9 protein-coding genes are annotated in these 12065 nt (G+C 60.5%); all 9 read right to left on the reverse strand.

Features of this window, described 5'->3' with window-relative positions; translation table 11 throughout:
* Positions 1 to 31 precede the first annotated feature (31 nt).
* Positions 32 to 1336: a bifunctional tetrahydrofolate synthase/dihydrofolate synthase gene (gene folC / locus FH061_RS06370; RefSeq protein WP_151634163.1), complete on the reverse strand. Its 1305-nt coding sequence runs from the start codon at positions 1334 to 1336 to the stop codon at positions 32 to 34.
* A 116-nt stretch (positions 1337 to 1452) separates the two neighbouring features.
* Positions 1453 to 2325, reverse strand: coding sequence for an acetyl-CoA carboxylase, carboxyltransferase subunit beta (gene accD / locus FH061_RS06375; RefSeq protein WP_151634165.1), 873 nt, complete (start codon positions 2323 to 2325; stop codon positions 1453 to 1455).
* Between the two features lie 90 nt (positions 2326 to 2415).
* Positions 2416 to 3219 (reverse strand): tryptophan synthase subunit alpha, encoded by an 804-nt coding sequence (gene trpA, locus FH061_RS06380; protein WP_151634167.1) that lies wholly within the window; start codon positions 3217 to 3219, stop codon positions 2416 to 2418.
* Positions 3220 to 3325: 106 nt separating this feature from the next.
* Positions 3326 to 4594: a tryptophan synthase subunit beta gene (gene trpB / locus FH061_RS06385; protein ID WP_151634168.1), complete on the reverse strand. Its 1269-nt coding sequence runs from the start codon at positions 4592 to 4594 to the stop codon at positions 3326 to 3328.
* Between the two features lie 211 nt (positions 4595 to 4805).
* Entirely contained in the window at positions 4806 to 5477 is a 672-nt protein-coding gene (locus FH061_RS06390) for a phosphoribosylanthranilate isomerase (protein ID WP_151634170.1), read from the reverse strand.
* Positions 5478 to 5534: 57 nt separating this feature from the next.
* Entirely contained in the window at positions 5535 to 6332 is a 798-nt protein-coding gene (truA, locus tag FH061_RS06395) for a tRNA pseudouridine(38-40) synthase TruA (protein ID WP_151634172.1), read from the reverse strand.
* A gap of 72 nt (positions 6333 to 6404) precedes the next feature.
* Positions 6405 to 9479 carry a FimV/HubP family polar landmark protein gene (locus FH061_RS06400; protein ID WP_225984513.1) on the reverse strand — a complete coding sequence of 1025 codons (3075 nt, stop codon included), beginning with the start codon at positions 9477 to 9479 and terminating at the stop codon, positions 6405 to 6407.
* A 314-nt stretch (positions 9480 to 9793) separates the two neighbouring features.
* A complete protein-coding gene (gene asd / locus FH061_RS06405; RefSeq protein WP_151634176.1) occupies positions 9794 to 10930 on the reverse strand; it encodes an aspartate-semialdehyde dehydrogenase in 1137 nt (378 codons plus the stop codon).
* 39 nt (positions 10931 to 10969) lie between these two features.
* Positions 10970 to 12040, reverse strand: a complete 1071-nt coding sequence (gene leuB, locus FH061_RS06410; protein WP_151634178.1) for a 3-isopropylmalate dehydrogenase — start codon at positions 12038 to 12040, stop codon at positions 10970 to 10972.
* Positions 12041 to 12065: the final 25 nt, after the last annotated feature.

A 12065-nucleotide genomic window follows, 5' to 3' on the forward strand; every position in this document is an offset into this window, starting at 1 on the left:
AGCTGGAGAGCTTGAAAAAACATTACTGCTTTCAGCCAGCCCCTTCGGATCTTTTCGCCTGCATCACGCCGGCGACAGTCAGGAATGATCCGAAAACCGCAATTCTATCATTCTCGCCGGCCCTGCTTCGTGCATTCGCGAAAGCTGTGGCGGGAGAGGCGAAAGTTTCAATCGAGCGTTCGGCACCTGCTCCGCTCTGCGGCACGATTCCGGCATCCAGCAGCCTCTGCTTCAAAAATTCGGCGCTCGCCGCGCGTGGAATCGGCAGATCGGTGAGGCACCAGTGATCGATACGATCCTTGAGTTGCGCAATGACGCCGTCGATATCCTTGTCCTGCATGGCTCCGAATACGGCATAGGTATAGGGATGGAAGCCCATGTTGTCGAGATTCTGCGCCAGCGTGGCGGCCGCGTGGGGATTGTGCGCGACATCGAGGACAACCGTCGGCCGTCCCGGCAGCACCTGGAAGCGACCCGGCAGATCCACCATCGCCAGTCCGGTTCGCACTTCCTGGGCGCCAACGGGCAGCCGATGGCGCAGCGCCTCCAGCGCCGCGAGCGCGGCCGATGCATTGAGCAGCTGGTTGGCGCCGCGCAGCGCCGGATAGCCGAGCGAGTTGCGCCGCTGTCCGCGCCCGCCATAGCTCCACTGCTGCTTGTCGCCGGAATAATTGAAGTCGTGTCCGAACAGCCAGAGGTCGGCGCCAATGGCATGCGCATGATCGACCAGGGACTTTGGCGGAACCGGGTCGCCGCAGATGGCGGTACGGCCGCCTCGGAAAATACCGGCCTTCTCGAAACCGATTTTTTCGCGGGTATCGCCGAGGTATTCGGTATGGTCGATATCGACACTTGTCACAATCGACACATCCGCATCGATCACATTGACCGCATCGAGCCGCCCGCCGAGCCCGACTTCAAGAATGACCGCATCGAATCCGGCCTGCGCGAACAGGCGCAGGATGGCGAGCGTGGTGAATTCGAAATAGGTCAGCGAAATATCGCCGCGCTGCGCTTCCACGGCGGCAAACTGTTCCGTCAGCATGCTGTCCGACGCCGGTTCGCCATTGATGCGTGCCCGTTCATTGAAGTCGATCAGGTGCGGCGAGGTGTACAGTCCGACGCGATAACCGGCCTGCAGCAGGATGGCTTCCAGCATCGCGCAGGTGGAGCCCTTTCCATTGGTGCCGCCCACGATGATGACCGGGCAATCGAAATGAATGCCAAGTCTGTCCCTGACCTTGCCCACGCGTTCCATCCCCATGTCGATCGCTTTGGGATGCATGGATTCAAGTTGGGAAAGCCAGTCGGCCAGGGTTGCGGGTTGCGTTGTCATGACTTTTTGCGGCAATGGATAGGATGTTCAAATGCAAGACGGCGAACAAGGCAGGTACGGCGACTTGCGTCGTGCCGTAGCTGTCTTGTTCGCCGTTCCGGCGCCCGGCCCGAATATCAGGCCAGCACTTCTGCGGGCTGGTTCTGCAGCAATGCCAGCAGATGGGCGATTTCCTCGCGCATCTTGCGACGGTCGACGATCATGTCGACCGCGCCTTTCTGCAGCAGGAATTCGGCACGCTGAAAGCCTTCAGGCAATTTTTCCCGGACCGTGTTCTCGATCACCCGCGGCCCGGCGAAGCCGATCAGTGCCTTCGGTTCGGCGATCACGACATCACCCATGAAGGCGAACGATGCCGAGACACCTCCCATGGTGGGGTCGGTAAGCACGGAAATAAAGGGCAGCTTCTTTTCCGAGAGCTTGGTCAGCATGGATGTCGTCTTGGCCATTTGCATCAAAGACAACAGTCCTTCCTGCATGCGGGCGCCGCCGGTCGCGGTGATGCAGATGAAAGGCACCTTCTGGTCCAGCGCCGCCTGGACGCCGCGTGCGAAGCGCTCCCCGACCACCGAACCCATGGAGCCGCCCATGAACTCGAATTCGAAACATGCGACGACGACCGGCAGTGTCATGATTGCGCCGCCCATGACGATCAGCGCATCGGTCTCGCCGGTGGCTTCCATTGCATCCTTGAGGCGATCCGGGTATTTCTTGCTGTCCTTGAATTTCAGGGAATCGACCGGCAGGGCTTCCTGGCCGATTTCATAACGGCCGCCGGCGTCGAGCAAGGCATCGAGGCGCTCGCGTGCGCGAATGCGCATGTGATGATCGCATTTCGGGCAGACATGAATGTTCGACTCGAGGTCCGTGCGGTACAAGACAGCTTCGCAGGACGGGCACTTCACCCACAAGCCCTCCGGAACCGATTTGCGGTTGCCGGAGTCGGAACGCTGAATGCGCGGGGGAAGCAGTTTTTCAAGCCAACTCATCGTGACCTCTTTTGATTTTTGGGGTGGGCGCATTGTACCGCTCGGCTTGCTTTGCGCCAATATCGGCTTGACGAAGGCAGCGCATGAAAATCATGCCTTTTCGTCAAGTGCCTGCCTTATTCCGGTGATAAACGATTGCACCGCCTCGACTGCCCTTTCCTGCGGCGTGTTCTCCAGTTCCTGGATGATGCGGCTGCCAATGACCACTGCATCCGATACGGACGCAATCGCCTTCGCCGTGGCTCCATCCCGGATGCCGAAACCCACGCCGACCGGCACCTGCACATGTTTCCTGATCTGCGGGATCTTGCTCGCCACCGCATCCAGGTCGAGGTGCCCCGAACCGGTGACGCCCTTGAGCGAGACGTAGTAGACATAACCGCTCGCGATCTTGCCGACTTGCGCGATCCGCTCGTCGGTCGATGTCGGCGCCAGCAGGAAGATCGGATCGAGTCCGTTCCGCTTCATCAATGCGGCGAATTCCTCGCACTCCTCGGGCGGATAATCGACCACCAGCACGCCGTCGACGCCCGCCTCCCTGGCGGCAAGAATGAAGGTTTCGGCGCCCATTCTTTCGATCGGATTGGCATAGCCCATCAGTACCACCGGCGTCGCCTGGTCGACGGTGCGGAACTCTCTCACAAAGCCGAGTACATCGCGCATGCCGACACCCTGAGCCAGGGCGCGCTCGGACGCGCGCTGGATGACCGGGCCGTCAGCCATTGGATCGGAGAAAGGCACGCCGAGTTCGATGATGTCGGCACCGCCCGCCACCAGGCCATGCATCAATGAAACCGTGAGGCCTGGCGAAGGGTCGCCCGCAGTAATGAAGGGAATCAGGCCTTTGCGGTTTTGTTCGGCAAGTGCGGTCAGCGTATTCTTTATTCTGGACATGATTGGTCTCTGTCTTGTTGTTCGGCCACGTATTCAAGTCGGGCACCCTTGCGGGCGCCGGCGACTTTCAGACTGGCAAGGACGTATGTGGTGTGCGCAACGCTTTTCAGAATGTTTTCTTCATACGTTCGGCGACGGTATGCATGTCCTTGTCGCCGCGGCCGGAAAGGTTGGCAAGAATGATCTTGTCCTTGGGCTGAGTGGCTGCGAACTTTGCCGCATAAGCCAGTGCGTGGCTCGATTCGAGCGCCGGTATGATGCCTTCGATACGGCAGCAATTATGGAAGGCTTCGATGGCCTCGTCGTCGGTCACGGACACGTACTGTGCGCGGCCGGCGTCCTTGAGCCACGCATGCTCCGGCCCGACGCCGGGATAATCCAGGCCGGCCGAGACGGAATGTGTCTCGATGATCTGGCCGTTGTCGTCCTGCAGCAGGTAAGTGCGGTTGCCATGAAGCACTCCCGGCGAGCCTGCGATGAGCGATGCGGAGTGCTTGCCGCTCTCGAGGCCCTCCCCCGCCGCCTCGACGCCGATCAGCTGCACGTCCTTGTGGTCGATATACGGATAGAAAATACCCATGGCATTGGAGCCGCCGCCGATGCAGGCCACGACATAGTCGGGCTGCCTGCCCGCCATTTCCGGCATCTGCACCAGGCATTCCTTGCCGATCACTGACTGGAAGTCGCGGACCATCATCGGATACGGATGCGGACCGGCAACGGTGCCGATGATGTAGAAGGTATTCTCGACATTGGTCACCCAGTCGCGCATGGCTTCGTTGAGCGCGTCCTTGAGCGTCTTGGAACCGGATTCGACAGGTACCACCTTCGCACCCAGCAATTCCATGCGGTAGACGTTCTGCACCTGGCGCTTGACGTCTTCGCTGCCCATGTAAATCACGCATTCCAGGCCGAAACGCGCGCAGATCGTGGCTGTGGCGACGCCATGCTGGCCGGCGCCGGTTTCCGCGATCACGCGCGGTTTCCCCATGCGCTTGGCCAGCAGGGCCTGGCCGATCACGTTGTTGATCTTGTGGGCGCCGGTATGGTTGAGGTCTTCCCGCTTGAAGTAGATCTGCGCACCGCCCATCATCTCCGACCAGCGTCTTGCATGATAGATCGGGCTGGGGCGGCCGACGAAGTGCTTCAGTTCGCGTTCGAATTCAGCGAGGAACTCCGGATCGTTCTGGTAATGCGCATAGCCGTTCTTGAGTTCGGTCAGCGCATGCGTCAGGGTTTCCGACACGAAGGTGCCGCCATAGGGGCCGAAATGCCCGCGTGCGTCGGGAAGGTTATAAGGCGCGGTCTGGTGCAGGGCGGTAGTAGCGAGCGGCTGGCGCTCGCTGAAATTGCCAAGCGAGTTGAATTCTTTCATGGTCGTCCTCTTTCAAACTTTGCGACAAGGCGCTCGCAGTCGAGCGATCGCCTTCGGTCTGTTCATGGATGGATATTGCTTGCCGGTTCAGGCGGCGTCCCGGCGTCCGCGGCCGCCATTGCAAAGTCATCGCAACGGGCCACCTTGACGGCGGGGCGAACATGTCTCCGGTGGCATCATGCGGCGCATCCTAATGCGTGGCGCCACCTCGCTAGGTATTTCTCTGGGCGTCGGCCAGGCAGACAGCCCTAACGAAAGCGGTAATCTTTGCGGGATCCTTGATGCCTTTGGAGAGTTCGACGCCGCTGCTGACGTCGACGGCGTGCGGCCGTACCTGAAGCACCGCTTCAGTGACGTTTTGCGCGCTCAAGCCACCACTCAAAACGACCCGAGGCGCGAGCTCTTTTGGGATGAGAGACCAATCGAAAACCTTTCCACCGCCGCCATAACCGTCGACAAGGGCGTCGAGCAGCAAACCGGCAAACAAGGGGCCGGCGGCGCGGTAACTTTCATCGTATTTTAGCAAATCGGCGGCGGTCATATCCGGCCCCACCCGAATCGCGCGCATGAACGGGCGGGAAACCGCCTCGGCCGCCGAGCGGCATTGTTCCGGCGTTTCATCGCCATGGAATTGCAGCATGGACACGGGCGCGATGCGGACCACTTCCCTTACTTCGTCCGGAGAAGCATTGACGAACAGGCCGACCGTAGTGATGTAGGCCGGAACAGCGGCGATCAGGGCAGCCGCAGCCTCCGGCGCGATATAGCGGGGACTCTTGGCATAAAACACAAAACCGATCGCGTCGGCGCCGGCCGCAATAACGGCCTGCAGGTCCTGGGGACGGGTAATGCCGCAGATCTTTGCTCGGGTACGGGAAGTCATGGAATCGAAAATGGGAAATCGGACAGCCGTATTATGCGCCTGAGGCGGGACGGCTTGCTAAAACCATGGCAGCGCGGAAGAACCCTCCTGCGGCAACGCCCACTTGGCATCGTATTCGATTCTCGCCAGGTACAAGCCGTCCGGCATGAATGTCGGTGCGGCCAGGCTGCGATCACGCTTGTCGAGAATGCCGGCCAGCCATTGAGGAGACTGATTCCCGTTTCCCACCACGATCAGGGATCCGACAATGTTGCGCACCATGTGATGCAGGAAAGCGCTGGCGGTCAGCGTGAATACGATGAGGTCGCCGCGCCGCTCTATGCGGATGTCATGCATGGTTTTAACCGGCGACTTGGCCTGGCATTCCGCCGCCCGGAACGCCGAGAAATCATGCGTGCCGAGCAGGCATGCTGCGGCTTCCCGCATTGGCTCCACCTGCAGGGGACGAAACACCCAGCCAGCCTTGCCGGCAAGCAGCGGCATGCGCACGGGATGGTTGTAAAGCGCGTAATGGTAGGTCCGGGAACGGGCGCTGAAGCGTGCGTGGAATGCCTCTTCTCCGCTACCGTCCACTTCCTTCGCCCAGCGAATAGCGATAGAGGCAGGCAGGAAGGCATTGACGCCGCGCACCCAGGAAAACGTATCACGCTTGAGGTCGGTATCGAAATGCACTACCTGTTCCAGCGCATGCACCCCGGTATCGGTGCGCCCGGCGCAGGTGGTGGAGATGTCGGTCAGAGCAAAACGCTTGATCGCCGATTCCAATGTGTCCTGCACGGTCTTGCCGTGGGGCTGCGTCTGCCAGCCATGCCAGTGGGCGCCGTCATACTGGACGCCAAGCGCAATGCGTTTCAATTCCACTCCAGTTCATCCAAAAAGAAAACGGGCGCAAGCTCGGCTGCGCCCGTTTTTCATTCGCCGTGCAACTCAGGCAAGTTCAAGCAGCAGGGATTTGGCCCGCTCGCTCTGTTCCGGACTGCCGCCCTTCAGCACTTCATCAAGAAGTTCACGCGCGCCTTCCTTGTCGCCGATTTCCTGATAGGCGATGGCCAGGTCGAGCTTGGTTTCCATCTCCGCGCTGTTGATGCTCAGATCAAGGTCATTCAGCCCGTCTGCGTCAAGTCCTCCGGTAGAGCCCGAAAGATCGTACTGGGATGAACCACCCGCGTCCTTCGGGTTGAGTTCCAGGCTGATCCCGGACAGATCGAAATCCAGCGGGTCACTGGAAGCACCTGCGGAGGCTGGTGCCGGCGTGTCGGACACTTCGCCGAGTTCAGGGATATCGAGATTGAACGGCGACGGCGCAGCAGGCAAGTCGACGTTCAGCGCGAACGGGTCGTCGGTGTTTCCGTCAGCCTTGGCACTTGCCGCCGGGTCGACATCATCCAGCGAGAAATCGAGATCCTTGATTCCCGGAAGGTCAATGGGTTCCGCCGGCGCCGCTGCCTGGTTCTGAAGATTCGGCAGGTTCAACTCGAAGTCGGCCAAGTCATCGTCTGACATCTCCGCCTCGGCAGTATCCGCGGCAGGCTTGAAGGCACCGACTGTTTCGGCCGGCTTTTCCTTGTCTGTGGAAAGCGAATCGAGGAAATCAAAATCGATGGAGCTCAGTTCAGGAAGCGGTTCCGCTGCAGCGGCAGGTGTCTGCGGCATCGATGGCACCGGAGTCATGTTCAGGCCGTCGAGGTCGAAGTCCAGGTCGTTGGACAAGGACTCGGGCTGTTCCGGCTCCGCCTTTGCTTCCGTGCCTGCATCCGTTCCGATGTCCAGTTCACTCATCGGTTCGAAATCGAGTTCGTTCTTGCCATCTGACGGCGCGTCTTCCCTGGCGTCTTTCACATCGGCAGGAACGTCCGCCGGCATCCCGGTATTGGTGAAGTACGACGTATCGGTCTCGAGCGAATTGATGGCCTGCAGCGTAGAGTTGTCCGTTTGGGTCGAGGAAAGCAGCGTTGCGAGCCCCTGCTCTTCCAGCGGCCGCGTCGGCGCCAGCAGTCCGTCTTCCGGCTTCTCGTCCGCATCGGACTTGCCGCTCGCATACAGCGGATTATTCGGATCGATGGCGACGCCCAGGGCGACGGCCTGTGCCCATTCCGGACCCTCGCCCTTGGTCAGGCCATAGAGTTCGGTCGCCAAGACCTCAAATGCACGCAGGTCCTTGCGGTTGGAGTAGATTTCGAGGAGCTTGACACGAACCGCATGGCGCTCTGGCTGGGTGCGCAAAGCCTCTTTGAGAATTTCTTCCGCCTGCGCATCCCGTCCGTAAGCGATGTAGACATCGGCCTCGGCCACCGGATCGACTTCATTGGAGTCGAGCTGGCTTGCCGACGGCGTGAAGCTGGAGTTGAACACGCTGTTGTTGGTATCGACCGTCTGACCGCCGGTGGAGCCGAAGAGTGAATTTGCCTTCAGGCTGGAATCGGTAATAAGACTGTCTTCGAACTGCTTGCTTTCCTTTTTGCGCCGGGCACGATAGATGCCCAGTGCGCCGAGGGCGACGAGCAATGCGCCGACTCCCGGCAGGGCCAGCGGATTCTCGGTCAGCGATTCGATGAAACTCGGCTCCGGCGGTGCAGGCGGCGGAGTCAGCGGCTTGGCTTTTGCGGGAGCGGGAGTTGCCGGTGCGGCGGCAGTTGGCGCAGGCGCTTCCGCCGGTTTTTCGGCCGGCGCGGATGCGGCCGGTGCTGATTCGGCCGGTGCGGATGCGGCCGGTGCGGCAGGAACGTTTGCTGGGGTTGGGGTTGATGGTGCTGGTGCGGCTGCAGACGGCGCAGCAGCCACAGCGCCGGCGGCGGCCTTGCCTCCATCGGCAAGCGGCGCTTCGGCTTGCTTCTGCTGTTCTGCCAAGCTCTTGTTCTTGACCTCAAGCAGTTTTTGCAGCTCGCTGACGTTCTTTTCCAGTTCCTTTACGCGCATGTTGGCTTCAGCGGCCGCCTTTTCCTGCGCAATGCGATCCTCGGCGGACCCGCCGGCGGCGCGCTTGTCCGCATTGGCGCCGGCTGCCGGCATGGCATTGGACAGCTTGAGTTTGTCTCGGGAATCCGCCGCAGGGGACGACTGCTCTTCGACTTTGGCATTGATCCTGCCGCCGGCGCTCTGCCGGCCTTCGCCGGATTTCTGCGCGGAGCCCGCAGCCACCTGTCCGGCGAGCTTGCTGCGGTAATTATTGAAGTCCGCAGCCTGGGCCACGACAATGCTGCGTGCTTCCGTTCCGCTGACCGCCCTGGCGGTGTCCTCGCCGGGAACGGACAGGATCTGGCCAGCCTTGAGGCGGTTCATGTTCTCGCCGGCGAATGCATCGGGGTTCGTACGGTACAGCGCCACCAGCATCTGGTCCAGTGAAACACCGCTCGGCTTTACGCGCCCGGCGATGCGCGCCAGGGTATCGCCGCTGCGTACCTTGTAATCGCCTGGTGTCCCCGCAGCCGGTTCCTCGCCTGTACGCGTCGCACGCGGTGCTGCAGGGACCGGAGCAGGAGTGGAGGCAGCCGCCGACGCACGGCGTCCAGGCGCGGCCTCGGCACCCTGCTGTGCAGGCAGGCTTTGCTGCTGCGTCCTTGCCGCCGTATCAGGAATACCTACCGTCGACGGAGCGACTTGCGCAGACTGGGCGGTGCGCAGGTCGGCGGGGTCCAGCAGGAAGGTGTATTCACGGACAAGGCGTCCGTTCGGGCCGGACATCTCGAGCAGCAGATCGACGAAGGGTTCATTCAACGGCTGGCCGGAAGTAACACGAATCACGGGACGATCGCCACGCTGTTCGACAGAAAACCTCAGGGATGCCAAGGCAGCGTTGTAATCGATGTTTGCCTGACGAAAGGTTTCGGGAGAGGCAAGCCGCGCCGTCAGGGAGCCGAGCTCGCCCTTGGAAACGGACGTTAACTCAATTTCTGCACGCAATGGCTGCCCGAGGGATGACAGCACCGTCAGTTTGCCTAATCCGGCGGCATAGGAACTGGAAAACAGCAATGCCGACGCAACGGCGGCACTGATCGTTTTCAAAGTGAATGCGCGGATTGACGGTTGCTTTTGTGAATGCATGTTGGATGGCATAGGGGGCATTCCGTTTGCGGAGATGGCGAGGTGGCGGGTACGACGCCAATTTAACATTGTTCGGAGGAACTTTCACCATATCATCATGGACTTAGGCACGCAAGTGTAACCAAAGTACCAACTTCGACGAGCGTTCGTGACAGTCTATATACGATAGTCGGCAATTGCTGTTGTGCTTTGACAACGAGACTGGGGCCTGCGGACACCGGTCGTACATTCCGGTATTCCGCAGGCCCCAGCGTTTAGATGTTACTCGCGAACGATCAGTTGTCGAGCACGATGCGCAGCATGCGGCGCAGCGGTTCGGCGGCACCCCACAGGAGCTGATCGCCGACGGTGAACGCGGACAAGTACTCGCCGCCCATCTGCATCTTGCGCAGGCGGCCGACCGGGATGGTCAGGCTGCCTGTTACGGCTGCCGGCGTCAGATCCTTCATCGATGCTTCACGGGTGTTCGGCACGACCTTGGCCCACTGGTTGTTGTCGGCGATGATGCCTTCGATTTCGTCAAGCGGCACGTCCTTCCTGAGCTTGATCGTCAGCGCCTGGGAATGGCAGCGCATCGCACCGATGCGTACGCACAAGCCGTCCACAGGAATGGCGGACTTGGCGGAAGCGCCGAAACCTTCGCCGCGTCCGAGAATCTTGTTGGTTTCCGCGCCGCCCTTCCACTCTTCCTTGGAGACACCATTGCCCAGATCCTTGTCAATCCACGGAATCAGGTTGCCGCCGAGCGGAACGCCGAACTGCTTGGTTTCCTCTGCCGACATGGAATGCTGCTTGGCAAGCACCTTGCGGTCGATTTCCAGGATGGCGGAAGCGGGGTCATCGAGCAGCGCCTTGACCTCGGCATTGATGGAGCCGAACTGCGTCAGCAGTTCGCGCATGTGCTGTGCGCCGCCGCCGGAAGCCGCCTGGTAAGTCATGGAAGTCATCCATTCGACGAGGTCGTTCTGGAACAGGCCGCCCAGTCCCATCAGCATGCATGAGACCGTGCAGTTGCCGCCGACGTAGTTCTTGACGCCGCGCTTGAGCGCGTCCTTGATGACATTCAGGTTGACCGGATCGAGAACGATGATCGCGTCTTCCTTCATGCGCAGCGTGGATGCCGCATCGATCCAGTAACCGTTCCAGCCGGCGCCGCGCAGCTTGGGATAAATCTCGGTCGTGTAGTCACCGCCCTGGCAGGTAATAATGATGTCGCATTTCTTCAGCTCATCAATATTATTTGCATCTTTCAGTGTGGTTTCGTTTTTCGCCATCGCCGGCGCTTTGCCGCCGGTGTTGGATGTCGAAAAGAATACCGGCTCGATATGAGCGAAATCGCCCTCTTCCTGCATGCGCTGCATCAGGACCGAGCCCACCATACCACGCCAACCCACCAGGCCTACTAACTTCACGATTTTCTCCCTCAAGTGCCCATCAAAAAAAACGACTCATTACCTTAGCGCCTGCACCACGGCATCGCCCATCTCCTTGGTGCCGACCTTGGTCGTACCCTCTTCATAGATGTCCGGCGTGCGCAGGCCCTGTGCCAGTACTGCCTTGACCGCGTTCTCGATGCGGTCGGCCTGTTCGGCCCTGTTCAGCGAGAAGCGCAGCATCATCGCTGCCGACAGGATGGTCGCCAGCGGATTGGCGACGCCCTTGCCGGCGATGTCGGGCGCCGAACCATGCGACGGCTCGTACAAGCCCTTGTTGTTCGCATCCAGAGACGCCGACGGCAGCATGCCGATCGAACCGGTCAGCATCGCCGCCGCATCGGAAAGGATATCGCCGAACATGTTGCCCGTGACGATGACATCGAATTTTTTCGGCGCGCGCACCAGCTGCATCGCCGCATTGTCGACATACATGTGATCCAGCGTCACGTCCGGATATTCCTTGTGGACGTCGGTAACGATGTCTTTCCAGAACTGGAAGGTTTCCAGTACGTTGGCCTTGTCCACGCTGGTCAGGCGCTTGCCGCGCTTGCGGGCGGCCTGGAAGGCGACATGCGCGATACGGCGGATTTCTGTTTCCGCATAGCGCATGGTGTCAAAACCTTCACGCTCGCCCTTGAACGCGCCATCGGGTGCGGTACGCACGCCGCGCGGCTGACCGAAATAGATATCCCCGGTCAATTCGCGGATGATCAGGATATCGAGTCCCGATACGACCTCGGGTTTGAGGGTCGATGCGCCGGCCAGTTCCGGATAAAGAATCGCGGGACGCAGATTCGCGAAAAGATTGAGGTTCTTGCGCAGGCCGAGAATCGCCTGCTCGGGGCGCAACGGGCGTTCCAGCTTGTCATACTTCCAATCGCCGACAGCGCCGAACAGGACTGCATCGGCGGCTTTCGCCAGCGCCAGCGTTGCTTCCGGCAGCGGATGGCCGCTGGCCTCGTAGCCCGCGCCGCCGACGGGAGCGGTTTCCATTTCAAATTTTTCATCCAGCGCGTTCAGCACGCGAACTGCCTGCTCGATGATTTCCGGTCCGATGCCGTCGCCCGGCAAGATTGCGATTTTCATTGTTCTATTCTCAAAACCTAAAATG

This window comes from Noviherbaspirillum aerium, assembly GCF_008929045.1.
Lineage (GTDB): Bacteria > Pseudomonadota > Gammaproteobacteria > Burkholderiales > Burkholderiaceae_D > Noviherbaspirillum > Noviherbaspirillum aerium.

What these genes read in the sequence shown, in the direction of transcription:
- accD (WP_151634165.1), bottom strand. Translation starts at nt 2,325, where the DNA reads ATGAGTTGGCTTGAAAAACTGCTTCCCCCGCGCATTCAGCGTTCCGAC.
- FH061_RS06390 (WP_151634170.1), bottom strand. Translation starts at nt 5,477, where the DNA reads ATGACTTCCCGTACCCGAGCAAAGATCTGCGGCATTACCCGTCCCCAG.
- trpB (WP_151634168.1), bottom strand. Translation starts at nt 4,594, where the DNA reads ATGAAAGAATTCAACTCGCTTGGCAATTTCAGCGAGCGCCAGCCGCTC.
- leuB (WP_151634178.1), bottom strand. Translation starts at nt 12,040, where the DNA reads ATGAAAATCGCAATCTTGCCGGGCGACGGCATCGGACCGGAAATCATC.
- trpA (WP_151634167.1), bottom strand. Translation starts at nt 3,219, where the DNA reads ATGTCCAGAATAAAGAATACGCTGACCGCACTTGCCGAACAAAACCGC.
- folC (WP_151634163.1), bottom strand. Translation starts at nt 1,336, where the DNA reads ATGACAACGCAACCCGCAACCCTGGCCGACTGGCTTTCCCAACTTGAA.